Raw genomic sequence first — 26,052 nt, forward strand, 5'->3', positions numbered from 1 at the left:
AATCGCTGGTAAAGATATAATTTTATTAAGGTTTTTTTGGCAGTTAAAAAGTCGTTAAAGACAAGAACATAAAAATCTCTTTTTTATATTTTTGAGTTGTAACCATAAACAGTACAAATTAAATATGAAGAAAATCGGAAGTTTATTATTAGTCTCCATTTTTGCAGGTGCAATAACTTTGGGAGCCTACAAATTATTTTTTGAAAACTCAAAATATGCCATCATTGACTCAAATGCCGATGGAATGGTTTTCAATACAAGTACCACCCCAACTTCTCCTAAAGGCTCGGGAATTAATGAAATAGATTTTACTGTAGCTGCGGAAAACACGGTAAATGCAGTAGTTCACGTTAAAAATGTAACCAAAGGGCTTAGCTCCAGTAGTCCCTGGGATTTCTTCTACGGATCGGATGAGTCAAGACAAAGAGCTCAAGTAGGGTCTGGGTCTGGCGTGATTATTTCTTCTGACGGATATATTGTTACCAATAATCATGTCATTGAAAAAGCAGATCAACTTCAAGTTACTTTGAACAATAATAAAACTTATGATGCGGAGCTTGTTGGTTCTGACCCAAATACAGATATCGCACTTTTAAAAATTGAAACAGAAGGAAAGCTCCCTTATTTAGCTTTTGGAGATTCTGATAATACTAAAATTGGAGAATGGGTTCTTGCCGTTGGCAATCCTTTTAATCTTACATCTACCGTAACGGCTGGAATTGTGAGTGCCAAAGCACGTTCTTTAAATAGAATTAATCAATCTTTCATTCAAACAGATGCTGCGGTAAACCCCGGAAATAGTGGTGGTGCCTTAGTAAATACCAATGGTGATTTAGTAGGTATTAATACAGCTATTAGTTCTCAAACGGGATCTTATGTAGGCTATTCTTTTGCAGTGCCTAGTAATATTGCTAGAAAGATTGTTGAAGATATCATGGAATATGGTTCTATTCAAAAAGGTATTATGGGGATAAGACCGGCGAATGTTAATTCGCCATACGCAATTGAACAAGGCATACATGAAATTGAAGGTGTATATATTTCAATTGTAGAAGAAGACTCTGGTGCGGCTGATGCAGACTTGCATGAAGGTGATGTTATTAAAATGCTAGACAACATTAAAGTTCGAAAGTTTTCAGATTTAACTGGATATCTATCAGCAAAAAGACCCAATGATGTAGTCAAAGTAACAGTAGAAAGGGATGGAGATCAGTTTGTTGTTCCAGTAACCCTAAAGGAAAGACAGACGCTTGTTGTTCCCATAATGGGATTAGAAGTTAAAAACCTATCCAAAGAAGACCGAAAGAAATTTGACACAAAAAATGGTGTGAAAATTATTGGGGTGCCCGAAACATACAGAGGTTATGGTTTAGAAGGTAAAGTTTTACTATCAGTTGACGATGAAGAAATAGAAAACATCGACAATGCGCGAACCCTATTTAGCGGTATTTCTAGATACGGAAAAACGGTAATAACTATGATCGACGAAAACGGCGAGCGTGAGCGGCTTATCTTCCAGTAGCATAATATAGCATTCTTAAAAAACACCTCAATTGAGGTGTTTTTTTTGCGAATAACTTAATCAAACACATATAAAAAATTTATTTTTGCAAAAAAATAAACAACACCATCCTGCATGCCTAATTCAAAATCATACGAGAAAGAGTTAGCTTTTCAAGCTGACCGAAGAAAAGCAACAACGGAGTTCATCAAGTTAACGAGCGATCTTTGGTACGATAAAGCCATCGAAATTGTACTCTTCAAAAATCAAATTATTGACAAAAATGTAAGCGATATTATTCACTTACATGAATACGCAGGTGAATTTGTTCAGAAGCCGATTTCGATATTTGATTCTGTTGAAATTTTAAGGGCAATTAGTGATATCAAATTGCCACCGTCAAAATTAGATATTGGTAAACTTACCTACGAATATCACTCCGATGACAATAGTTCTAATAATGTAAAAGCTTTTGTTATTTCAAAACTTAAGGAAGCCACAAAATCTGAAGAAATCAAACCTAAAGATGTTGTCCTATATGGTTTTGGTAGAATTGGTAGGTTACTTGCTAGAGAGCTTATGGCGAAAACTGGCAAAGGAAATCAATTGAGATTACGTGCTATTGTAACACGTGGTAAGATTGATGCAGCAATCCTTGAAAAAAGGGCCAACCTTTTAAGAACAGACTCTGTACATGGCAAATTTATGGGTACTGTTGATATCAATGCTGCGAAGAATGCCTTGATTATCAATGGCACGACTGTACATGTAATAAATGCGGCAAAGCCTGAAGATATTGACTATACAAAATATGGCATTTCTGATGCTTTAGTTATTGATAATACTGGTGCATTTAGAGACAAAAAAGAACTCAGCAGACATTTGAAATCTAAAGGTGCATCTAGAGTATTATTAACTGCCCCTGGAAAAGAAGTGCCAAATATTGTTCATGGTGTAAACCATACGGAATACGACCCAGATACGGTTACTATTTTTTCTGCTGCTTCTTGTACAACAAATGCCATCACCCCTGTTTTAAAGGTTGTTGAAGATTCCTTGGGAATTAAAAAAGGACACTTAGAAACCATCCATGCCTATACTAACGACCAAAATTTGGTCGATAACATGCACGGAAAATACAGGCGTGGTAGAGCCGCCGCTCTAAATATGGTAATTACAGAAACTGGCGCTGGTCAAGCTGTTGCAAAAGCACTACCTACTTTGAAAGGTAAACTTACCTCAAATGCAATTCGGGTTCCGGTTCCAAATGGATCACTTGCCATTTTAAATTTAGAAATAGAAAGTAAAACATCTCTTGATGGCATCAACACCATTCTTAAAAAATATGCACTAGAAGGTGATTTGGTAGAACAGATTAGATATTCGCTAAGCAAAGAAATGGTTTCTTCAGACATCGTCGGTATTTCAGCACCAGCTATTTATGACAGTAAAGCAACAATTGTAGACAAAGGTGGTAAAAATATCATTCTATATATCTGGTATGATAATGAGTATGGGTATTCGCATCAAGTAATTCGTCTGGCAAAATACATAGCCAAGGTGCGAAGATTTACGTATTACTAAAATTTAAAAGAAAAGAGCGTATACGGTAGTCCCTATATAATGGTTCTACCGTATATGTTTTAACAATTTTTTTTCTTTATTAATAATATTGAATTACTTTTGGATTCCCCTAAAAGAGTTTTAACCTCAAGACTTACATACATGAAAAGTTTTAGAACACTAATCATAATTTTATTTGCTTTCGCCCTAGGATCAGTATCTGCCCAAGAAACGGCAGTACAACCTGAATTATCTTTGGACAAAGGACCAATAACTAGTCAATTTGACTTTATTTATAAAAAATCAGGAAATTACCGAGCCGATGGCAAAAAGTATGAAGTCGTTCGCACCATTTCTTTGGATAAACTTCGTCAAAATGTGTTGGACAGCTTAAAAGGTTTCAACCAAAAAATTGATGAGCTAAATACAACCATCTCAGGTCATGAGTCTACGATTGCATCGCTCAATGGAAAGCTGGAGGAGACAACTAACAATCTAGTAGGCGTAACTGAAGAAAAAGATAGCATGTCTTTCTTAGGTATTCTAGTTTCGAAAGCAACCTATAATACCATATTATGGTCGGTCATTTTTGGTCTTTTAGGTTTGATGCTCTTCTTCATGTATAAATTCAGAAGAAGTAACATCTTAACGCAAGAAGCAAAAACATCACTTTCCGAAGTTGAAGAAGAATATGAAGATCATCGCCGCAGAGCTCTTGAAAGAGAACAAAAGATAAGCAGGCAATTGCAAGATGAGATAAACAAGTATAAAAAATCAAAATAATTTAAAAAGCTCCTTCTGGAGCTTTTTTTAGCACTAGGTATTCATGATAAAGATAGTTGAAGCTAATATTGATCATTTAGAAGATCTAACTCCCCTTTTTGATCAGTACCGAATATTTTATAAACAAGATTCAAACCAAAAGGCTGCCCGAAAATTCCTTAAAGAAAGAATCAATAATAAAGAAGCTGTCATATTTTTAGCTTCCGTCGATAACCAGCCTATTGGTTTCACGCAATTGTATACTTCCTTTTCATCAGTTTCACTTCAACCCGTATTTATTTTAAATGATCTTTATGTTTCGAAAGACGCTAGAGGAAAAGGAATTGGAGAAGCCCTTTTAAATCGAGCAAAAGAACTTTGTAGAGAAAAGAAATACAAAGGATTAGCACTAGAAACAGGAGTTGAAAACCCAGCACAGCAACTCTACGAAAAACTAGGTTGGAAAAAAGATACAGACTGTTTTCATTACTTTTGGACTTCAAAATAACTTCAAACCGATGCCTTCATGAGAATTGATATAATCACTGTTTTACCCGAATTGCTTAAAAGTCCGTTTGAGGCTTCTATCTTAAAAAGAGCAATCGAAAAAGGCTTGGTGGAAGTACATTTTCATAATATTAGAGATTACACCGATAAAAGTTATAATCAAGTCGATGATTATCAATTTGGCGGCGGAGCTGGAATGGTTTTAATGATCGAACCGATAGACAAATGCATCTCTAAGCTGAAAGAAGATCGCGATTATGATGAGGTAATATATATGACTCCAGATGGGGAAACTTTGAATCAGAAAATGGCCAATAGTATTTCTCTGCAAAAGAATCTGATTTTACTTTGCGGTCATTATAAGGGTGTTGACCAAAGAGTCCGAGATTTATTTATCACACGGGAAATTTCTGTAGGTGATTATGTACTCTCTGGCGGCGAGTTGGGTGCAGCCATATTATGTGATGCAGTTATTCGATTGATACCAGGAGTTTTAAACAATGAAACATCAGCACTTACTGATACTTTTCAAGATAATCTTTTAGCTCCTCCCGTATATACAAGGCCAGCGGAATATAAAGGAATGAAAGTTCCCGAAGTACTTTTGAGTGGGAACTTTCCCAAAATTGAAGAATGGCGTGAAAATGAAGCTCAGAAGAGAACGGAAAAGCTTCGTCCCGATTTATTGGAATAGATTTCAATTGGTAAATCCTACTAAAAAATCATCAAAATTCTCTTGTCCATTATAATTTATACACTATTTTTGCACTCGATTTGCTCAACCTCTGACGAGAATCGTGAATGTTGATTAAACTTTTATAGATAAATCAAAACCATGGAATCATTAATCCAATTTGTAGAAAGCGAGTTTGTTGCTAAAAAAGAATTTCCAAAATTTTCTGCTGGAGATACAATTACCGTTTACTACGAAATTAAAGAAGGTGAAAAAACACGTACTCAGTTTTTCAAAGGTGTAGTAATACAAAGAAGAGGTAGCGGTGCGACAGAAACTTTTACTATTCGTAAAATGTCAGGTACCGTAGGTGTTGAGCGTATATTTCCAATCAATATGCCTGCTCTTCAGAAAGTTGAAGTAAATAAAAAAGGTAAAGTTCGTAGATCACGTATTTATTACTTTAGAGGACTTACTGGTAAGAAGGCAAGAATCAAAGAAGTTCGTAAATAAACGAATACTGATACAATTTTTTTTAAAACCATCTGCTAGCGCGCAGATGGTTTTTTTGTGAACAATTGTTTATAACCTATGTTCATATTATGTTGATTATTAGAGTGTTAAAATTTACAGATCAATTAATTTAATTCTTATCTTTAAGTGTAGTTAGAAGGTAAAATCTGGATAGATTTTATTGAAAAGCTATTATAGAGTTTACGTTCTTTATATTATTGTTTAGTTATTTAAAATACAGTTGTAACCTAGTTACTTTTGAGATTTTAAAAAAACGAGCATAAAACCAGAAGGCTGTCGCTTTTTGATTGTTTTATGTGGATGCGCTTAATTCTAATAGCAAAACTTCGGTAACGCTATTAAAAGAAAACATTAAGACGATAGGAAGAAATATAAAACTGTTACTTGGTTTGATAATTAAGAACAGTTGATTATTTCAAACGTTGAAAAAGTGACGCAAATGCAATCAATGGTTGCGGTTTTGTCGCAAGACAAAACAAAATGTTTGTAAACTTTTTCTAGAAACCCATATCAATGTACTTGTACAATGATATGGGTTTTGTCATATATGGCATTCTCACCTTAAAAGATTCATGATTTACCACTTTCAATAGCCCGCAGAAATTGTATCTTTGCCACGCTTAAATTTAAACCTCAATTACAAATGCCTAAGATTTTATATACCAAGACCGATGAAGCTCCTGCCCTAGCAACGCAATCGTTCTTGCCTATCGTTAAAGCTTTTACCAAAACTTCAGGAATCAGTATTGAAACAAAAGATATTTCTTTAGCGACACGAATTATTTCTACTTTTCCAGATTTTCTAAAGGAAGAACAACGAGCTACGAATGATTTAATGGAATTGGGCGAGATGGCAAAAAATCCAGACGCTAATATCATCAAACTTCCAAACATAAGTGCTTCTATTCCGCAATTAAAAGAAGCGATTGAAGAGTTACAAGGCAAAGGTTATGCTTTACCTAATTATCCTGATGAGCCTGTTAACGATACTGAGAAGGAAATTAAATCTCGGTACGATAAAATTAAAGGTAGTGCTGTAAACCCTGTCCTAAGAGAAGGAAATTCTGATAGACGAGCCCCACGAGCTATAAAAAATTATGCTAAGAAGAATCCGCATTCAATGGGTGCTTGGAGTTCTGATTCTAATACGCATGTTGCCACAATGAGTTCAGGAGATTTTCGTTCTAACGAAAAATCAGTTACCCTTTCTAATGCAACTGATGTACATATTGAACTAGTTCAATCTAACGGTGGGACAACGGTATTAAAAGAAAATATTTCCCTTTTGCAAGGCGAAATTATCGATGCAACAGTATTAAGTAAAAGGGCACTTGTAGCATTTTTGAAAGAGCAAGTAGCAGATGCCAAAAACAGCGGAGTTTTGTTTTCATTGCATATGAAAGCGACCATGATGAAGGTTTCTGATCCTATCATTTTCGGTCACGCGATGGAAGCATATTTTGAAGACGTTTTCGCAAGGCATGGAGCGACTTTGGAGGCAGCAGGCATCAATCCGAATAACGGACTGGAAAATTTGTTAAACAAGTTGAATGAGCTTCCAGCAGACAAAAAGTCTGAAGTCGAAGCCGATATTAAAAATACAATTGCTAACGGTCCTGCATTGGCCATGGTGAATTCCGACAAGGGTATTACCAATTTACACGTGCCAAGCGATATTATCATTGATGCCTCTATGCCCGCTATGATCCGTAATTCGGGTCAAATGTGGAATGCAGATGGAAAGTCACAGGACACCAAAGCAGTTATTCCTGATAGTAGCTATGCAGGTATTTATACAGCTACTATAGATTTCTGTAAAAAGCATGGCGCTTTTGACCCTACAACAATGGGAACTGTTCCTAATGTAGGTTTGATGGCCCAAAAAGCAGAAGAGTATGGTTCACATGATAAAACTTTTGAAATAAGCACTGATGGTATTGTAAAAGTCATAGACGCTTCAGGAAACACACTTATTGAACATACTGTTGAGAAAGGTGATATCTGGAGAATGTGCCAAGTAAAAGATGCCCCAATACAGGACTGGGTCAAGCTGGCCGTATCAAGAGCGAGAGCATCTCAAACTCCCGCTGTTTTCTGGTTGGACGAAGATAGAGCCCATGATGCTGAATTGATTAAGAAAGTGAATGCTTACCTTCCTGAACATGATACATCAGGATTGGACATTCGTATCTTATCTCCTATCAAAGCAACAGAATTTACTTTGGAACGAATCAAAGACGGAAAAGATACCATCTCTGTTTCTGGAAATGTTTTGCGTGATTACCTAACGGATTTATTCCCAATCTTAGAAGTTGGAACGAGCGCAAAGATGTTATCAATTGTTCCTTTAATGAATGGCGGTGGATTATTTGAAACCGGAGCAGGTGGTTCAGCTCCCAAACATGTTGAACAGTTTACCGAAGAAGGTCATCTAAGATGGGATTCCCTTGGTGAATTTCTAGCCCTTGGAGTTTCTTTAGAGTTTTTTGGAGAAAAATATAACAATCAAAAAGCGAAAGTTTTAGGTGATGCCCTTGATGGTGCAACAGAGAAGTTCTTGCTAAATGATAAATCTCCCTCTAGAAAAGTTAAAGAACTAGATACACGAGGCAGCCATTTTTATTTAGCCATGTATTGGGCTGAAGCATTGGCCTCCCAAGATATCGATTTAGAACTAAAAGAGATTTTTAGCAAAGTTTCTGAGGATATCAAACAAAATGAAGATCAAATAACTGGTGAATTAATAAATGTACAAGGTGAAAGTCAAAACATAGGCGGCTATTACAAACCCGATACAAATTTAGTTTCAGTTGCCATGCGACCTAGCATTACTTTTAATAGTATTTTAGAAAAAATGTAAGTGTCTTAGCTAAAATTAACAAAAAGACCTTTGATTTAGTGATCAAAGGTCTTTTTGGTTTAAATAAATGTTAATGCCTTCTTATAGCCGTGTTTTCTGCCTATTTTTAACAAAAAATTGCTTGAATGATCCAACGCACCATAATTCTTCTTCTTTTTCTTAGTTTATCTTTTTCCAGTTTTGCCCAACAAAAGTTTACACTTAGCGGAACCATTTCTGAAGCGTCTAGTAACGAAACCCTTATTGGAGTAACCATAGCAGTTCCTGAATTACAAACGGGTGTTACAACGAACGAATATGGATTTTACTCTATAACTCTACCCGAAGGTGAGTATCAAATATTGGTAAACTACCTTGGATTTAAAGATGTTATTCAGACCATTTCTCTAACTCAAAATCAAAAAATTAATTTCCAACTAGTAGAAGCCGCAGAACAATTAGACGAAGTAATAGTTACGGAAGATGTGGAAAAAATGGATATTCGTACACCCCAAATGAGCGTCAATACCTTGTCCGTTGAGACCATAAAAAAAATACCTGTAATTCTTGGTGAAGCCGATGTTATTAAATCCATTTTGTTACTTCCGGGAGTAACAAACGCTGGCGAAGGAGCTTCGGGCTTCAATGTTCGAGGTGGTGCTGTAGATCAGAATTTGATTCTTTTAGATGAAGCTATCATTTTTAATTCTTCACACCTTTTTGGGTTCTTCTCTGTCTTTAATCCAGATGCGATAAAAGATATAAAACTTTACAAGGGTGGTATTCCGGCAAGATACGGAGGTCGGGTATCGTCGGTATTAGATATTTTTCAAAAAGAAGGTAATAGTAAAGAGCTTAAATTCAATGGCGGTATTGGTGCTGTCGCAAGTAGATTGCTAGTCGAAGGGCCTATTATAAAGGACAAAGCGGCATTTTTAGTTGGTGGAAGAGGTTCTTATGCGCATCTATTTCTTCCACTTTTCAATCAAGATAACACTGCATACTTCTACGATCTAAACACCAAACTGAGTTACAACATTAACGACAAGAATAGTATTTATTTATCTGGATACTTTGGCAGAGATGTTTTCGGAATTAATGACAGTTTTGTAAATACCTATGGAAACTCAGTTGGTAATTTCCGTTGGAATCATTTGTTTTCAGACAAACTGTTTTCTAATCTCTCTTTAATTTATTCAGATTACTATTACGGGCTCAAGTTAGACTTCGTCGGATTTGATTGGAACTCGGGAATTCAGAACTTTAATGTGAAGTATGATTTGAAGCATTATTTAAATGACAAACTTCAAGTCAATTACGGAATTAATAATATTTACTATAGTTTTAATCCAGGGAAAATTGCACCTAGTAATTCTGAATCAGGTATAATTGAAGATCAACTTACAAAAAAGTACGCCAATGAATTTGCAGCATATGTTGATGTTGAACATGATGTTACCAAAAATCTAAGCTTGGGATATGGGGTTCGATTCAGTAACTTCATACGTTTAGGGCAAGAGGAACTGAATGTCTATGAAAATGACAATCCCGTTCTTTTTGACCCTTTTCTTTTAGTTTATCAAGAAGCGGAACCAATAGAAACAGTAAATACAAGAGGAGGTGGAAACTTGGCGACATTTAATAATTTTGAGCCAAGAGCATCCCTTTCCTATACTTTTAACAACAATAGTTCGATAAAGGCAAGCTATACAAGACTGGCCCAATACCTCCATTTACTCTCGAACACTAGCTCCCCGACTCCTCTTGATGTTTGGACACCGAGTGGACCCTTTACCAAACCACAACTTCTAGATCAATATGCTTTAGGATTTTTTAAGAATATAAAAGATGGGGACTATTCCCTTGAGACAGAAGTGTTTTATAAGGACATTCAAAATAGAATCGATTATATCGATGGTGCGAATTTAATTGCTAATGATGCTATCGAAACCGTAATACTAAATGGAGAAGCAAGAGCTTATGGGTTAGAAATTTTACTTCGAAAAAACGAAGGGAAATTTCAAGGATGGCTAGCCTATACCCTATCAAAATCGGAACAGCGTACACCCGGAAGAGTCTCAAATGTGGACAACGGTAGGTCTAATTTGGAAACAGGTATCAATTTTGGCGAATGGTACAATACACCTTATGATAAAACACACGATATTTCTGTATATGCGAATTATGATTTGAACGACAAATGGAGCTTTAATACCAATTTTGTTTATCAAACTGGCCAGCCTACCAACTACCCTGTTGGTCAATTCGAATTTCAAGGCTTAGCAGTTCCGTACTACGGATTTCGTAATACAGAACGTTTACCCGATTATCATCGTGTTGATATTTCAGCTACCCTTACCCCAAAAAAGAACAAAAACCGAATGTTTAAGGGAGAATGGGTTTTTAGTGTTTACAATTTATATTCCCGAAAAAACGCAGCTTCTATAAACTTTAGAAGAAATGTTGATACTGGAGTCAATGAGGCAGTTCGGACTTCAATTTTTGGAATAGTGCCAGCGGTTACTTATAATTTTAAATTTTAGCAATATGAAGAGGATTTTTGGCATATTACTCATAATAATATACATTACAGGGTGCGAAGATGTAGTAGATATAGATACTCCAGTAACACCGCCAAGGCTATATATTGATGCAGTTGTTCGTTTAGATGAGACTTCAGCTGTGACGACCATTCAGGTTAAGGCAGGTACCACAAGCTCTTTTTTTAATGAAGTTGAGCCCGCAGAATTGACAAATGTCTCTTTAATAGGTGTTGGTTACGAGCCTACATCTGCATTAGATTTGAACATTGTAGTCTTCTCTGAAGTTTCGGCAGGAGTTTACGAAGGGAGTAAGTCTACAAATTTCTTTATATCATCAAGCGAGTTACAACTATTTATAGAACATGAAGGGCAGCGCTACTTGGCACGCACTCAATATGTGCCTTCTTCGCCGATAACTAATCTAGAACAAGGTAATGAGACTTTGTTCTCAGGCAATGAGACCGAAGTTAAGGTAGCATTTGTAGATAATGGTGATAGTAATGATTTTTACTTGTTTGATCTCGATTTTGGTGATTATTTGGTTACCGAAGATGAGTTTTATCAAGGACAAACCTTCGAATTTTCTTACTTCTATGATGACAAAGTCAAAGTAGGTAGTGAAATAAACATTAGTCTTTTGGGGGTAGACGAGCAATTTTACAACTATATGAATCAATTGATCGTTCAAGCTGGAGGAGATCAAGGTCCTTTTCAGACTCCCTCGGCTACGGTACGTGGAAATATTATTAATATTACCAATATTGATAACATAAATTCATTCGACAATGTCGAAGATTCAGACAATTTTGCTTTGGGTTACTTTGCGGTTTGTCAAACATTTACAGAGACCATTATCATAGAATAGTAATGCGAACAGATAAAGAATTACTAATAAAAGGACTCAAATATATCGCTTACACTGTAGCGCTTATGTTTGGAGCCCCTGTAGTCCTTTATCAAGCCTTTAAAAATGAAGGCCATCCTTTTTTTTTGCCAGTATTAGTGGTAGGATTTGTTTTAGCCATTCTAGCAATAGGAATGGGATTTTATAGTATCAAAATTATAATGGATTCCCTCTTCCAGAAAGAAAAAAAGTAATTTGACTATTTGTTTTTCTTTTCACCCACATTGCCCCACTTGTCATTAAGCGTAGCATAATCATAATCTAAGACCGATTTTTGACGTTCTAATTTTTCTGCTGTAAAGGCTCGTTGTAATATATCTTCAATAATGTAATCTTCATGCACATTTTCAGGATCATACTCTTCCTTTAAACTTATCTTAAACATCTTCGCTGTAGTACTGTACCAGAAAGCACGCCATCCACTTCGTAATTCTTTGACCAAGTTAAATGCGGTACTTCCCGTTTGCCGATAGATTAATTTAACCAAAATTTGACCCTCAGTACGAGTTAGCTTCTTAAGTTCTTCGGAAAACTCATCTTCAATATATTTCTGGATTTTCTTTGTATACCTCTTCCGCTTCGACTTCTTTTTGATTTTAACGATACTATCATTAAGCTCAACTAACCGTTCTGCCGCCAATTTCGCATATGGATAAACCTTTAAAGTTTTACGTCTTAAAATGTAATAGCGGAGTTTCGTTTTGTAGTCCGGAAACTTCAATTTTCCAAAAAGATATACTTCATCAAGGTCAATAGAGCTTCTAAAAATAGAATCCCCTTCAACAATAATCATCTTTTCAGCGATAGAATCCAAAGGCTTCTCCTCCACTTGACTCCATCCGTAGAAAGTGGACAATAAAAATATACTAAAAAGTATTTCTTTTCTCATGTTCGGTATTAAGAGCAAAAGCCCTGCCAAAATTAACGATAAATACAAAGGCTTATTATTAAATAACTGTGAATATTAGTAACTTAGTCTACTAAACCTTTATAAATGGCAAGCAAAAAGATTCTTACCAAAAAGTCGCTTGATTTTTTTGAAAAATACCTAAATAATGCAGCCCCAACGGGCTATGAATGGGAAGGACAGAAATTATGGATGGACTATCTGAAACCTTACGTAGATACCTTTATCACAGACACGTATGGTTCTGCAGTTGGAGTAATAAATCCAGAAGCGAAATATAAAGTCGTTATCGAAGGGCACTCAGATGAAATTTCGTGGTATGTAAATTATATTACTGACAATGGACTACTTTATGTAATTCGAAATGGAGGTAGTGACCATCAAATTGCGCCTTCGAAATGGGTAAACATTCACACAAAGAAAGGTTTCGTGAAAGGTGTATTTGGTTGGCCAGCCATCCACACCAGAAAAGGAGCAAGTGAAAAACCGCCTAAACTAGATAATATCTTTGTAGATATTGGTGCAAAAGACAAGGAAGAGGTAGAAAAAATGGGGGTTCATGTTGGTTGTGTAATTACATATCCCGATGAGTTTCAAATATTAAACAAAGATAAGTTCGTTTGTCGTGCAATTGATAATAGAGCCGGTGGATTCATGATTGCTGAAGTAGCTCGACTTTTGCATGAAAATAAAAAGAAATTGCCTTTCGGACTGTACATCACCAATGCCGTTCAAGAAGAAATCGGACTTCGTGGCGCTGAGATGATTACACAAACCATTAAACCCGATGTAGCCATCGTAACTGATGTATGTCACGATACTACGACACCAATGATTGAAAAGAAAACTCAAGGTCATACCGAAATCGGTGCCGGTCCAGTTATTTCTTATGCACCTGCGGTTCAAAATAAACTTAGAGAGCGAATTATTGAAACGGCTGAGGCTAAGAAAATTCCGTTCCAACGTATGGCGGCGTCTCGTTCTACGGGAACAGACACTGATGCCTTTGCCTATAGTAATGGAGGTGTCGCATCCGCTTTGATTTCTTTGCCGCTGCGCTATATGCATACCACCGTAGAAACTGTTCACAGAGATGACGTGGAAAATGTGATTCGTTTGATTTACGAAACGCTTTTGAATATAAAGGATGGTGAAACATTCAGTTATTTCGACTAGGCAATGCCTAGAGATAAGTATTAAATTATTTTATCTAACCTAATGGACGAACTAATTGAAATTTTAGATTCTGACGGAAAATTTACTGGAAAAACAGAATTAAAGTCCTATACACATCGCATGGGACTTTTTCATGCTACAGTTCATATTTGGCTCTATACTTCGGATGGAAGGGTATTACTTCAACAAAGAGGAAAAGAAAAAGACACTCATCCTTTACTTTGGGATGTCTCAGTTGCAGGCCATATCGGAGCTGGAGAAACAATTGAACTTTCTGCGCTGCGGGAAGTTGAGGAAGAAATTGGATTATCTATTTCTGAAAAGGAACTTGAGAAAATCGGAGTTTATAAATCCGTACAAAAGCATCGAGAAGATTTAGTAGATTGTGAGTTCCATCATACTTTTTTATGTGAATTAAAAGTTCCTTTAGAACATCTTAGAAAACAGGAAAGCGAAGTTGAGGCTTTGAAATTAATTTCGTTACTTCAATTTTCTGAGGAAACATGGGGAATGGCGAATCTTAAAAAATATGTGCCACACGACGTTTCCTATTACACCACAATCATCAAAGCGATAAAGGAAAGATTATAATTTGGCTATAAAATCATCTATGGCATCGAAATTATAAGTCTCTTGTTCTCCATTTGACATATTTTTAACCACAAAGGTTTTATCTTTTAACTCCTGAGCACCCAGTAAGATTACATAGGGCACATTTCGACTATTAGCAAACTTCATTTGCTTTTGCATTTTGGAGTCTGAGGGATAAATATCAGCTCGCACTCCAGCCGCTCGCATTTGCGTTGTCAAACGAAAAGCCGCCAAAGCTTCTTGCTCCCCAAAGTTTACGCAAAGAACATCTAAGGATTGTTCAATTGTTTTAGGAAACAAACCAAGTTCCTCCAATACCAAATAAATACGGTCGAGTCCGAATGAAATACCAACTCCACTTACATTTTTCAAACCAAAAATTCCCGTAAGGTCATCATAACGACCACCTCCGCCAATAGAACCCATTTGCACACCTTCTGGTGCAGATACTTCGAAAATAGCACCTGTGTAGTAATTTAAACCTCTCGCAAGGGTAACATCAATGGAAAGATTTGCCGATTGCAGTCCGACTTCTTCAATAAATTCAAGGATAAATCGTAGTTCTTCGACCCCTTTGGTTCCTATATCAGAAGAGGATAACAAATATTGAAGTTTGTCAAGCTGCTCTGTATTGCTTCCGTTTAAAGAAAACAAAGGACTTGCTTTTTCAATAGCCGCTTCAGAAATGCCTTTTGCAAGCATTTCATTTTTGACGCCTTCTTCGCCTATCTTATCAAGTTTGTCAAGTGCAACCGTGAAATTGATTAGGTTATTTCCTGCACCAATTACTTCAGCTATTCCAGCTAGTATCTTTCGGTTATTGAGTTTGATATTAACGCCCTCTAACTTTAAATCCGTAAAAACAGCATCGTACAATTGTACCAATTCAACTTCTTGCAATAAGGAGTCTGAACCTACAACATCTGCATCACATTGGTAAAACTCTCTGAAACGACCTTTTTGAGGGCGGTCAGCACGCCAAACCGGTTGAATTTGATATCGTTTGAAAGGAAAATCAATTTCATTCTGATGTTGTACAACATAACGAGCAAAGGGCACAGTTAAATCGTAGCGTAGTGCTTTTTCTGAAATTTTGGGAGTAAGTGAGCTTGAATTTTTAGAACTATAAGTTACATCATCGACCTTACTGATAAAGTCACCAGAATTCAATATTTTAAAAATCAAACGATCACCTTCATCACCGTATTTCCCCATTAAGGTGTCTGAGTTCTCAAAAGATGGAGTTTCAATAGGTTGAAATCCGAAGGTTTGAAAATGTTTTTTGACGATATCAAAAATGTAGTTTCGCTTACTAACTTCTGAAGGAGAAAAATCCCTAGTCCCTTTGGGAATGGATGGTTTTTGTGCCATTTGGTGTTTTAGTTCTTCCTTCGACTATGCTCAGGAACCTGTTTTTAGTATCAGAAACAAATATAATTCTTTAGGAGGGCATGACAATGCAAGCGGATGCAAAGTGTAAAATGATTATTTTACTTCAATCATGGTTTCAAACCATTTGTACAAATCTCCTTTCGTAATTAAAGCACCTTGTTCTATTAATTTGAACTTATCTAAATTCTCATCGATATAGGCTTTAGAAGCCGTAAGGTATTCCACAAAATCAGATTGCCAGTTTTTCTTGAACCAATTGAAACCAACTATAGTGGTTAAATCAATTTCAGGATTCATCACTTTGACCGAAATTAGTTTCATTTCCTTTTCTGCACAATGAAACAGATGCATATGCTGGGCAGAAACATTTTCGAGATAATCGACCTTAGTCAATACACCTTCCCATATCAAATCGCTAAAAACATCAACTTCATCTTCGGCAACCTCGGGTTTATCATCTTTAAGTTTTTTCCATTCATCACCTGTGATGGATTGGGTTGCTAAAAAATTGACAAACTCAGGTTGCAATTCTTCTAACTGTTGTTTTGTAAGTCGTCTGTATTTCAAAACTATACTTTATTAAATCTTATAAATAAAAAAACCGTTCCCTTTGATTAGCTCAGAGAACGGTAATTTCTTTATACTATTAAATCTACTTTTTCTCAGCAACAACCTCAAAAGGAAGTTCAACGATAACATCTCTGTGCAAACGAATTTGCGCGTTAGCCGTTCCAGTTCTTTTCACAGTTCCACCGTTAATACTGATATATTTCTTATCGATCTCATGACCATCTTTTGCCAAGGCAGCAGCCAAATCAATAGTAGTAACAGATCCGAATAATTTATCTCCAGCTCCAGTTTTTGCAGCTATCTTAACCTCTAAGCCTTTCAAAGCTTCAGCAGTTTTATTTGCAGCGTCCACAATCTTCTTCTCTTTATGAGCTTTTTGCTTCAAATTTTCTGCTAAAACTTTCTTCGCAGAAGGCGTTGCCATAGCGGCAAGACCTTGAGGAATTAAAAAGTTTCTTCCGTAGCCGTTCTTAACGTTCACCAAATCGTCTTTAAACCCTAGGTTTTCAACGTCCGCTTTTAATATAAGTTCCATGGTTTCGTCTCTTTTATTTTAATAAATCACCTACGTAAGGCATTAATGCAATATGACGTGCACGCTTAACAGCCTGAGCCACTTTTCTTTGGTATTTCAAAGATGTACCAGTAAGTCTTCTTGGAAGTAATTTACCTTGATCGTTTACCAACATCATCAAAAAATCAGCATCTTTATAATCAATATACTTGATACCGTTCTTTTTGAAACGGCAATACTTCTTTTTTGTATTGGTTTCGATGTTTAACGGAGTTAAATATCTGATTTCTCCGTCTTTCTTACCTTTTGCTTGTTGTTCTATTGATGCCATAGTACTTACGCTTTAGCTGTTTTTAACCTTGTTCTTCTCACTTCTGCCCACGCTACAGCGTGTTTATCTAATTTTACCGTAAGAAAACGCATGATGCGTTCATCCCTGCTAAACTCTTGCTCGTAAGGAGTAAGAATTTCACCTGGTGCGGTAAATTCGAACAAGTGGTAAAAACCACTCTTTTTGTGCTGAATGGCATAGGCTAATTTTTTTAGCCCCCAATTTTCTTTGGCTACCATTTTGGCACCATTCTTAATTAAGAAATCTTCAAATTTCTTAACTGTTTCCGCAATCTGAGTATCAGAAAGCACGGGATTCAAAATGAAAACAGTTTCGTAATGATTCATATTATATTTGTTTTAAGGAGTGCAAAAATAAGAATATTTACTACATGCCACAAGAAAACGTAAAAATCTTCGTTATAACAAGGTAACAGTAAAATCAAACTTAACCCAAATCTTAACCTATGGTCATTTACAACCTACACAGAAAACCACGTATTGTGAACAACTTTTGTTGCGCTTCATCGTGTTTTTTTAGTAATTTGTTGATGATTTAACCCCACAAATCAACCCATTTATGAAATTACGAAGTATTATCGTAGACGATTCATCTATGCAGCGGATGGCGGTGGCCAAATTGGTCAACAATCACCCGAATTTAGCTATGGTGGCCGAATACAGCAACGCGATCGAGGCGAAAAATGGTATCAAAAACAACGAAATCGATTTAATCTTTTTAGATGTTGAAATGCCTATTATCAACGGATTTGACCTACTCGAATCCTTAGAAAACAGTCCTCAGGTAATTTTGATTACCGGAAAACCTGATTACGCTCTTAAGGCTTTTGATTATGACGTAACTGATTATTTACACAAGCCAATAACAATGGCTCGTTTTGATGCCTCAGTACGCCGTGCAGTAGCCAAATATGAGCAAATGCACAGAGTGCATGAAGACGAAGAGCATATCTTTGTAAAGAGTAACCTCAAGAAAAGAAAGGTTATTTTAAACGATATTAAATGGATAGAAGCTCTTGGTGATTACATCAAATTAGTCACTGATGAAGCTAATATCGTAATTTTATCAACAATGAAATCTTTCGAAAAGCAATTGCCGGAAGATAAGTTTTTAAGAATTCACAAATCCTACATTGTGAACCTTGAAAAAGTTGAGAAATTCAATAGTAAAAACGTTGAAGTTAGTGGAAGATCAATTCCATTAAGTAGAAACAAAAAGACCGAATTGGCGGAAGCGCTAAGTAACGTCTAGTTTCAAACAACATAATTTCATAAAGAAAACCGATCGTCGAAAGATTATCGGTTTCTTTGCTTTTAGATGTGATCTACATTATAAATTACTCTTACACTTCTATAAAATGCAATCGCATTAAATGATTTCTCAATCCGTTTTATATTAAGTTTTACCTGACTTACAGATTGTTTTGAATCGATTTTTATCAAAACATGTTTCAAATATTGGTTTCGAATTCGCGCCACCGGCGGGAACTCAGGACCTAGAACATTCCCACTAAAAGCATTCCGTAATCCTTTTGAAAACCACTCCGCTGCTTCATTCAGTTTATTATACTCCTTGTGCTTAAAGGTTATTTTGATAATGCGATTTGCCGGTGGATATTTATACTGCTCCCGTTCATAAAGCTGTTCTTTGAACATTTCATCATAATCGTTAGTAGAAACCTGTTTTAAAATCTGATGATACGGGTTATAACTTTGGATGATTACCTTCCCCCTTTTCTTGGTCCGGCCTGCTCTACCTGCTACTTGCGTCAATAATTGAAAACTCCGTTCATGTGCTCTATAATCAGGAAAGTTTAGTAGGGAATCCGCATTCATAATGCCAACTAGATTCACATTTCTAAAATCCAACCCCTTGGTCAGCATTTGAGTTCCCACTAAAATATCGAGTTCTTGTTGTTCGAAGGCTGTAATGATTCGTTCGTAGCCATATTTCCCGCGTGTTGTATCTAAATCCATGCGCCCAACTTTGGCTTTTGGGAATAACTCATGAAGTTCTTGCTCTACTTGTTCGGTTCCAAATCCTTTAGTATCCAAAGTACTACTGCCACAAGCTTGACAACTCTCTTGCAAAGCCATAAGGTGACTACAGTAATGACAGCGCAATTGCTTTTTATACTGATGATAGGTCAAACTCACATCACAATTGGGACATTGTGGTGAATGTCCGCAGGTCGTGCATTCCACTATTGGCGCATAGCCCCTTCGATTTTGAAATAAAATTACTTGTTCTCCCGCTTCAAGAGTTTCTGTGATTTCTTCTAACAAACGTTCCGAAAAATGCCCTTTCATACGTCGTTTTCTTGATTGCTCTTTGATATCGACAATTTCCATTTTAGGCATTAAAACATTCCCATAACGTCGAGTAATTTTTGCATACCCGTATTTTCCAGTTCTCGCATTGTTAAAAGTTTCTATACTCGGTGTAGCCGAACCTAAGAGGATATTTGATTTGTGAAGTTTTGCCAAAACAATTGCTGCATCTCGTGCATGATATCTCGGAGCCGGGTCAAACTGTTTGAAAGACCCTTCATGTTCCTCATCCACGATGATTAATCCTAAATTCGAAAAGGGCAAGAACAACGATGAACGTGCTCCAATTACAATCTGTGCTTTTGGTTTTTGCACTACGATGTTATTCCAGACTTCTACACGTTCTTGAACACTATATTTGGAATGATATACAGAAACTTTTTCTCCGAAGTACTCTTGCAACCTTCCAATGAGTTGTGTCGTAAGTGCAATTTCTGGAAGCAAATACAAAGCCTGACTTCCCGTCTGAATACAATCTTCAATGAGCTTTACGTATACTTCTGTTTTACCTGAAGATGTTACCCCTTGTAAAAGCGTGGTTTTATTTTCTTTAAAGGCCGCTTGAATATCAACTAAAGCAATTTCTTGATATTCATTTAAGGATTTCAGATCAGCACTATCAATATTCCCATCATATTCAACGCGATCTCGTCGGATATGATATTCTTCAAGTATATCCTTATCAATCAAGGTTTTAATTACAGCTCTTGAACCACCGCTAGCTACCTCTAAATCAGAAACTTTAATCGGTTTCTTCACAGTGGCTTGCAGTTGGAATAAGGATAAAATCACTTGACTTTGTTTGGGTGCACGTGTCAGAGATTCTAATAAAAGTTCTAAGTTTTCTTCGGATTGATAATTAGTTCCCAATTTGACATAACGTACCAATTTAGGTTTATACTGCTCATATATTTCTTCCTTTAGAAGGATGACATTCTTTTCGATTAATCGATTTAAAATTGGTAGCACATTTTTTCTATCAACAATAGCGGCCACTTCATGAACCTTCAGGATAGATTGATGTTGCAAGGCTTCAAAAATCAAGAATTCGTCATCTTTCAAAGCACCTTCGTCAACTTCAGCTTTTTCGTTCTTTAGAATCAAAGTTTCACTTTCCAATAAGAAAGCACTTGGCAGGGCACTTCTGAAAACCTCTCCAACCGTGCACATGTAGTAATCGGCAATCCACTGCCAGTGTTGCAACTGGATTTCATTTACAATAGGCCTTTCATCTAAAATTTGATGAATTTCCTTGGCTTCATAAACTTCAGGAGCCATATTGTGTAAACTATGAACGAGTGCCGTGTAAATCTTTGATTTCCCAAAAGGGACCGCAACCCGCATTCCAGGTTGTAAAAAAGTCGCTTGTTCTGGAGTTACCTTATAGGTGAATAACTTCTCTAAAGGAATCGGTAAAATTACATTGATGAAGTTTTGCATAGTTACTCACCTCCTATCCTTCTGCTCTAACCCAAGTTTGGGTTCTATAAATAAAGGCCAAATAGCCTCGCACTTTCAACTCATCTGAATTTTCAGGATTCAGCCAAATTTTAAAACGAAAAGTCATCGCTTGCTCAGGGTCAAAAAGATACTTCCCTTTCCACTCGTCATCATCGTTCTTTTCGCCTTTTTTGATGATATGCATTCCTACCACCGGCTTATCTTTCATATCTCCATCGCATTTAACACAAAGTACATCTTCTCTACCTTCCTCAAGAACTTTTAAAATTTTACCAAACATCATTCCATCCTTCTCATAAATCTCAATTAGACCTTTCGGCTTGCCGGTTCGGTCATCAATGGTTTTCCATGTTCCGAACACACTTTGCGCATTCATGAACCCAACCGAGAGAAACAATAGTATTAATGTAATTTTTTGGGACAACTTTTTCATCTATTTCTGATATTTTTTCTTAGTTGGTTCAAGGTCGCGTTCAATTCAAAACCAAGGAGCAATATATTCGAATTTAACCAGATATAGACCATTAAAATTAATAATCCCCCTAAAGCCCCATATAATTCGTTGTAGCGGGCAAACTTTTCAACATAAACTCCAAAAAGATAAGAAGTCAATAAAAACAATAAGGCTGTCATCAATGCGCCGGCAGAGAAAAATTTTGCCTGTTTTCCTTCACGTGTCCCAAAGTAATATAAAATAGCAGTTGTAAAATAAGACAGAATCATAAAAAAGAGAATCTTCCCTATTTGCACGCCCAATATTTCACCTTCCTCGAGAACATAACCTCCTGTATTAGCTGCAAATTCTGTCAAATAACCCAACACATAGACTTGAAAATAAATAAAGGCTACAAAACCAACGATTATCAAAATAGAAAGAATCAAACCAACCATTAATGCATAACCGTACTGCTTGAAAAAATTACGTGTCAATTTCACGTGATACGAAGTCTCGAAACCTCCAAAAATTGCATTAACTCCGTTTGCCATCAAAAAAATCGAGAGTACAAAAGATGATGATAACAAACCACCGCGCTTTTGGTCTTTAATTTGTTGGTAAATCCCTTCAAAATAATCTCCTGTTGCAGAAGGTAAAAAGGACTCTAGGAATAATGGGAATTCAGTTTCAAAATTTGTACTCTCTATATTGAATGTATCTAAAATAAAAGGTACCAAAGTGACCATAAAAATCAAAAGCGGAAATAAGGCCAGAAATAAACTAAACGCAATTGAACTTGCTCGAGTAGATAATGCCCCTTCAACAATTCCCAAAATATACATCTCAATAAGGTCATACGCTGAAAGTCCTTCAAACGCTGGCAGTTTAATCTTTTTTAGCAAAGCAGCCAGCCAATTAATGACAGGAATTTTAGCGATGCGTTCCTCAATCTCTGCGGACATCTAAACTGCTTTAAGGCTAAGGTCCATATTGTAAACGGAATGTGTTAATGCTCCTGAAGAAATATAATCTACACCACATTCAGCATACTTACGGATGGTTTTTTCGTTGATGCCACCAGAGGACTCTGTCAAGCATTTATCACCAATCAACTCCACTGCTGTTCTCGTATCTGCATAGTTGAAGTTATCAATCAGAATCCGATAAACACCATCGGACTTCAGAATTTCTTTAATCTCCTCTAAACTTCTAGCTTCCACGATAATTTTTAAGTCTCGACCGGTTTCTTTCAAATAAGACTTGGTTTTGTCAATGGCTTTTGTAATTCCACCCGCGAAATCAATATGATTGTCTTTCAGCATAATCATATCATATAGGGCAAAGCGATGGTTTTCGCCTCCTCCAATTTTAACAGCCCATTTTTCTAAAGCTCGCAAACCTGGAGTGGTCTTTCTTGTATCTAGAATTTTAGTGTTTGTTCCTTCCAGTAATTCAACAAACGATTTTGTTTTGGTAGCAATAGCACTCATTCGTTGCATTGCATTTAATACTAATCGCTCTGCTTTTAGAATACTTTGAGAGCTTCCAGTAACATAAAAAGCGATATCGCCGTATTTTACGGGCGCCCCATCTGCAATTAAAATTTCAATCTCCATCTTCGAGTCTACATAGGCAAATACTTGTTTTGCAAAATCAATTCCAGCGATAATTCCATCATCTTTTACCAAAAGTTTTGCTTTGCCAGAAGCTGCCTCAGGAATACATGATAAAGAACTATGGTCTCCATCACCGACATCTTCACGAATGGCATTGGCAATAATTAAATCAACTTCTTTTTGGAATTGTTCTTCTGTAATCATGTATTAGTCTTGCTTTCGGCTAATTTAAGAAAAACAAAAGTCAATTAAGAAATTCAACTAACTTTGATAAATGACAATTCGACTTCTAGCTATTGGCAAAACGGATAATAAAGAACTTCAGCAACTGATATCACTATATCAAGACAGACTAAAGCATTACATAAAGTTTGAATTGGAAATCATTCCTGATATAAAAAATGCGAAGAACCTTTCGGAAGCCCAACAAAAAGAAAAGGAGGGTGAACTAATTCTTAAAAAGTTAAATGCAACCGATGTGCTGGTTATATTGGATGAGAATGGAAAACAATATTCCTCAGTAGATTTTTCAAACTATCTCCAAAAGAAAATGAATTCCGGAATTAAGCAATTGGTTTTTGCAATCGGCGGCCCTTACGGATTCAGCGATTTTGTATATCAAAAAGCTCAAGGAAAAATCAGCCTTTCAAAAATGACATTTTCACATCAAATGGTACGCTTGTTTATTGTGGAGCAGATATACAGAGGTTTTACGATTTTACGGAATGAGCCTTATCATCATAGATAAAGACAAACGCATATTCAAAAATCAAATTCAAAAGATTCCCGCCTTTACTGAAACGAGTTCAGCACAGGCGCGGGAATGACAATAGATCATTTTCTAATACAGCACTCTAAACTTAATCGTGTTTTCAATCTTCTTAAGCGCTTTGATAACGTCTTTGTTGTATTCCTTGTCCAAATCGGTAATCACATAACCGACTTCATTATCCGTAGAAAGATATTGTCCGGAAATGTTCATTTCGTATTTGGCTAACACCTCATTTATTTTTGCCATAATCCCCGGGACGTTCTTATGGATATGCAGAAAACGATGCGCTTTGTTTTGTTTTGGAAGTCGAATATTTGGGAAGTTAACCGCATCAACTGTGCTACCCGAATTCACATAATCCATGATTTTATTGGGAACGAAATCCGCAATATTACGTTGCGCTTCCTCCGTACTTCCACCTACATGCGGCGTTAATATTACATTGTTCAGGCCTTGCAATTCGGTATAAAACTCTCCATTACTTCTTGGTTCTTCAGGATACACGTCAATAGCAGCACCAGATAATTTACCAGATTTTAAAGCAGAAGCCAAAGCTTGAATATCAACAACGAAACCTCTGGCTAGGTTAACGAAAATGGCACCATCTCTCATCTGATTGATTTCACGTTCGCCAATAAAGTTTTTGTTTGCCTTATTATCGTCAATATGTAGTGTTACCACATCAGAAACGTTTAACAAATCTTCAAGTGTATTGCATTTTATAGCATTTCCTAAAGCTAATTTGTCATCAATATCATAATAATAAACACGCATTCCTATGGCTTCAGCCAAAACGGAAAGCTGTTTGCCAATATTTCCATATCCAACAATACCCAAATTTTTTCCGCGAACTTCTCGCGAACCTGCAGCCGTTTTTTGCCATTGCCCATTATGAATCTCCGTACTTCTCGGAAAAACACTTCGCATCAACATAATAATCTCACCGATAGCCAACTCAACCACCGAGCGTGTGTTACTATATGGCGCATTGAAAACAGCAACACCTTTTCTTTTACAGTTATCTAGATCTATCTGAGTGGTACCAATACAAAAAGCTCCGACAACCAATAATTTATTTGCTGCTTCAAGTACTTTTTTAGTGACTTGTGTTTTTGAACGGATTCCTAAAACATGAACTCCTTTTATTTTTTTAATCAATTCTTCTTCAGAGAGACTGTGTTTCACAAGTTCTACGGAAAAACCATCTTCTGAAAGATTATCGAAAGCATCAGGATGCACATTTTCCAATAACAAAATCTTAATTCTGTTTTTTGGATAGGAAATGTTACGAGGCAAATCATTTACGAACAAAAACTCATCTAAATTAGGAGTTACATGATCAGCATTGTTAGCCGCCTTATCTCGATGTACATTCTCAGTGTAAGCGAAAAATTTATCTGCTATACCTGCTTCTCGCATCACATAATCACTGTATCCGTCGCCAATCACCTGGACTTCTCCATCCAAATCCATTTGCTTTAGGCATTCTATTTTTCCGTTGTGTTGTGAAAGTGGGTTTTCTTCATCAAATCCGACTATATTTCCGTCTTCATCGAATTCAAACGTATTGGCATAAACGCGGTCTGAAGGGATATTATACTCTTCTACTATAGGGTCTATAAACTCTTTGAATCCGCAGGAAATTACATAAATATCATCTGAGAATTTTTCAAAGAATTCTTTATTTGATTCTATGGATTTTGAAATTTTCTGACGTAGTTCAGCAACTAAACCATCTAAATCGCTTTTGTTAGCGTTCAACAATTTGATACGTCTTTCTAAAGATTCTGTAAAGGAAATATCCCCATCAATTCCTAGATTGGTGATCTTCTGTATCTCTTCAATTATTTCTTCACGATTCGATTTTCCTTGCAGCGTCATTTCGGCCAAGACATCTAATGCCTCTACCCTAGTTAATGTGCTATCAAAATCGAAAACGTACTTTCTCGCCACGTCAATCATTTATTTAAAATACTTTGCTTAAACAAAGGCCTAAAAGTAAAAATTTATTCCGATGGATTTCGAGGAATGTTATTAAAAGTTATCCGAGTAACCAATTGACTTCTTGTTATTGTAGATTCCGTTTTTTTAGATATGAAAATTTATCAA

25 protein-coding genes are annotated in these 26,052 nt (G+C 36.3%); 14 read left to right on the plus strand and 11 right to left on the minus strand.

All coding sequences use genetic code 11. From position 1 onward, the window contains the following. Nucleotides 1-124 precede the first annotated feature (124 nt). The 10 genes from ACKWCD_RS04305 to ACKWCD_RS04350 all read left to right on the plus strand — a co-directional run bounded on the left by ACKWCD_RS04305 (nt 125) and on the right by ACKWCD_RS04350 (nt 12,020). Nucleotides 125-1,522: a S1C family serine protease gene (locus tag ACKWCD_RS04305; RefSeq protein WP_413982700.1), complete on the plus strand. Its 1,398-nt coding sequence runs from the start codon at nt 125-127 to the stop codon at nt 1,520-1,522. Nucleotides 1,523-1,636: 114 nt separating this feature from the next. Continuing rightward, on the plus strand, nt 1,637-3,085 hold the full coding sequence (locus tag ACKWCD_RS04310) for a glyceraldehyde-3-phosphate dehydrogenase (protein WP_413982701.1): 1,449 nt from the start codon (nt 1,637-1,639) through the stop codon (nt 3,083-3,085). A gap of 141 nt (nt 3,086-3,226) precedes the next feature. Then, nucleotides 3,227-3,847 carry a tRNA (guanine-N1)-methyltransferase gene (locus ACKWCD_RS04315; protein WP_413982702.1) on the plus strand — a complete coding sequence of 207 codons (621 nt, stop codon included), beginning with the start codon at nt 3,227-3,229 and terminating at the stop codon, nt 3,845-3,847. Between the two features lie 43 nt (nt 3,848-3,890). Beyond that, complete coding sequence (locus ACKWCD_RS04320) at nt 3,891-4,334, plus strand: GNAT family N-acetyltransferase (RefSeq protein ID WP_413982703.1); 444 nt, start codon at nt 3,891-3,893, stop codon at nt 4,332-4,334. Between the two features lie 18 nt (nt 4,335-4,352). Next, nucleotides 4,353-5,027 (plus strand): tRNA (guanosine(37)-N1)-methyltransferase TrmD, encoded by a 675-nt coding sequence (gene trmD, locus ACKWCD_RS04325; protein WP_413982704.1) that lies wholly within the window; start codon nt 4,353-4,355, stop codon nt 5,025-5,027. Between the two features lie 141 nt (nt 5,028-5,168). Further along, nucleotides 5,169-5,519 carry a 50S ribosomal protein L19 gene (gene rplS / locus ACKWCD_RS04330; protein WP_413982705.1) on the plus strand — a complete coding sequence of 117 codons (351 nt, stop codon included), beginning with the start codon at nt 5,169-5,171 and terminating at the stop codon, nt 5,517-5,519. Between the two features lie 664 nt (nt 5,520-6,183). Next, nucleotides 6,184-8,400, plus strand: coding sequence for an NADP-dependent isocitrate dehydrogenase (locus ACKWCD_RS04335; RefSeq protein WP_413982706.1), 2,217 nt, complete (start codon nt 6,184-6,186; stop codon nt 8,398-8,400). Nucleotides 8,401-8,525: 125 nt separating this feature from the next. Beyond that, nucleotides 8,526-10,922 carry a TonB-dependent receptor gene (locus tag ACKWCD_RS04340; protein WP_413982707.1) on the plus strand — a complete coding sequence of 799 codons (2,397 nt, stop codon included), beginning with the start codon at nt 8,526-8,528 and terminating at the stop codon, nt 10,920-10,922. 4 nt (nt 10,923-10,926) lie between these two features. Beyond that, a complete protein-coding gene (locus tag ACKWCD_RS04345) occupies nt 10,927-11,787 on the plus strand; it encodes a DUF4249 family protein (protein ID WP_413982708.1) in 861 nt (286 codons plus the stop codon). A gap of 2 nt (nt 11,788-11,789) precedes the next feature. Continuing rightward, the gene (locus ACKWCD_RS04350) at nt 11,790-12,020 is read left to right on the plus strand and encodes a DUF6095 family protein (RefSeq protein WP_413982709.1); all 231 of its coding nucleotides are present in this window, start codon (nt 11,790-11,792) and stop codon (nt 12,018-12,020) included. A gap of 5 nt (nt 12,021-12,025) precedes the next feature. Here ACKWCD_RS04350 and ACKWCD_RS04355 read toward each other — a convergent pair whose 3' ends face one another. Next, entirely contained in the window at nt 12,026-12,715 is a 690-nt protein-coding gene (locus ACKWCD_RS04355) for a DUF4294 domain-containing protein (protein ID WP_413982710.1), read from the minus strand. 105 nt (nt 12,716-12,820) lie between these two features. Here ACKWCD_RS04355 and ACKWCD_RS04360 point away from each other — a divergent pair, with 105 nt between their 5' ends. Together ACKWCD_RS04360 and ACKWCD_RS04365 are read left to right on the plus strand one after the other, a co-directional pair. Next, on the plus strand, nt 12,821-13,909 hold the full coding sequence (locus ACKWCD_RS04360) for a M42 family metallopeptidase (protein WP_413982711.1): 1,089 nt from the start codon (nt 12,821-12,823) through the stop codon (nt 13,907-13,909). A 42-nt stretch (nt 13,910-13,951) separates the two neighbouring features. Continuing rightward, nucleotides 13,952-14,500, plus strand: a complete 549-nt coding sequence (locus tag ACKWCD_RS04365) for an NUDIX hydrolase (RefSeq protein WP_413982712.1) — start codon at nt 13,952-13,954, stop codon at nt 14,498-14,500. On the opposite strand, the gene hisS is transcribed toward ACKWCD_RS04365, so the two are convergent. From hisS to rpsF, 5 genes are all read right to left on the minus strand, one after another. Continuing rightward, nucleotides 14,495-15,871: a histidine--tRNA ligase gene (hisS, locus tag ACKWCD_RS04370; protein WP_413982713.1), complete on the minus strand. Its 1,377-nt coding sequence runs from the start codon at nt 15,869-15,871 to the stop codon at nt 14,495-14,497. The genes ACKWCD_RS04365 and hisS overlap by 6 nt on opposite strands. A 114-nt stretch (nt 15,872-15,985) precedes the next feature. Next, nucleotides 15,986-16,459 carry a DUF6495 family protein gene (locus tag ACKWCD_RS04375; protein WP_413982714.1) on the minus strand — a complete coding sequence of 158 codons (474 nt, stop codon included), beginning with the start codon at nt 16,457-16,459 and terminating at the stop codon, nt 15,986-15,988. A gap of 85 nt (nt 16,460-16,544) precedes the next feature. After that, a complete protein-coding gene (gene rplI / locus ACKWCD_RS04380) occupies nt 16,545-16,997 on the minus strand; it encodes a 50S ribosomal protein L9 (protein ID WP_413982715.1) in 453 nt (150 codons plus the stop codon). A gap of 13 nt (nt 16,998-17,010) precedes the next feature. Next, complete coding sequence (gene rpsR, locus ACKWCD_RS04385) at nt 17,011-17,307, minus strand: 30S ribosomal protein S18 (RefSeq protein WP_138659270.1); 297 nt, start codon at nt 17,305-17,307, stop codon at nt 17,011-17,013. Nucleotides 17,308-17,312: 5 nt separating this feature from the next. Beyond that, complete coding sequence (gene rpsF, locus ACKWCD_RS04390; RefSeq protein ID WP_413982716.1) at nt 17,313-17,654, minus strand: 30S ribosomal protein S6; 342 nt, start codon at nt 17,652-17,654, stop codon at nt 17,313-17,315. Nucleotides 17,655-17,886: 232 nt separating this feature from the next. On the opposite strand from rpsF, the gene ACKWCD_RS04395 reads away from it, so the two are divergent. Next, a complete protein-coding gene (locus ACKWCD_RS04395) occupies nt 17,887-18,579 on the plus strand; it encodes a LytR/AlgR family response regulator transcription factor (RefSeq protein ID WP_413982717.1) in 693 nt (230 codons plus the stop codon). 62 nt (nt 18,580-18,641) lie between these two features. Here the strand turns inward: ACKWCD_RS04395 and priA are convergent, their stop codons facing one another. The 4 genes from priA to nadC are packed head-to-tail and all read right to left on the minus strand — an operon-like array spanning nt 18,642 to nt 23,375. Next, on the minus strand, nt 18,642-21,098 hold the full coding sequence (priA, locus tag ACKWCD_RS04400) for a replication restart helicase PriA (protein WP_413982718.1): 2,457 nt from the start codon (nt 21,096-21,098) through the stop codon (nt 18,642-18,644). Nucleotides 21,099-21,111: 13 nt separating this feature from the next. Then, nucleotides 21,112-21,552, minus strand: a complete 441-nt coding sequence (locus tag ACKWCD_RS04405; protein WP_413982719.1) for a DUF2147 domain-containing protein — start codon at nt 21,550-21,552, stop codon at nt 21,112-21,114. Beyond that, the gene (locus ACKWCD_RS04410) at nt 21,549-22,517 is read right to left on the minus strand and encodes a YihY/virulence factor BrkB family protein (RefSeq protein ID WP_413982720.1); all 969 of its coding nucleotides are present in this window, start codon (nt 22,515-22,517) and stop codon (nt 21,549-21,551) included. Before ACKWCD_RS04410 ends, ACKWCD_RS04405 begins: the two co-directional genes overlap by 4 nt. After that, nucleotides 22,518-23,375: a carboxylating nicotinate-nucleotide diphosphorylase gene (gene nadC, locus ACKWCD_RS04415; protein WP_413982721.1), complete on the minus strand. Its 858-nt coding sequence runs from the start codon at nt 23,373-23,375 to the stop codon at nt 22,518-22,520. It lies immediately after the preceding gene. Between the two features lie 70 nt (nt 23,376-23,445). Here nadC and rlmH point away from each other — a divergent pair, with 70 nt between their 5' ends. Next, nucleotides 23,446-23,919 (plus strand): 23S rRNA (pseudouridine(1915)-N(3))-methyltransferase RlmH, encoded by a 474-nt coding sequence (gene rlmH / locus ACKWCD_RS04420; RefSeq protein ID WP_413982722.1) that lies wholly within the window; start codon nt 23,446-23,448, stop codon nt 23,917-23,919. A gap of 93 nt (nt 23,920-24,012) precedes the next feature. On the opposite strand, the gene serA is transcribed toward rlmH, so the two are convergent. Then, nucleotides 24,013-25,905, minus strand: a complete 1,893-nt coding sequence (gene serA / locus ACKWCD_RS04425; RefSeq protein WP_413982723.1) for a phosphoglycerate dehydrogenase — start codon at nt 25,903-25,905, stop codon at nt 24,013-24,015. Nucleotides 25,906-26,052 lie beyond the last annotated feature (147 nt).

Source organism: Maribacter taeanensis, assembly GCF_047345145.1.
Taxonomy (GTDB): Bacteria; Bacteroidota; Bacteroidia; order Flavobacteriales; family Flavobacteriaceae; genus Maribacter_C.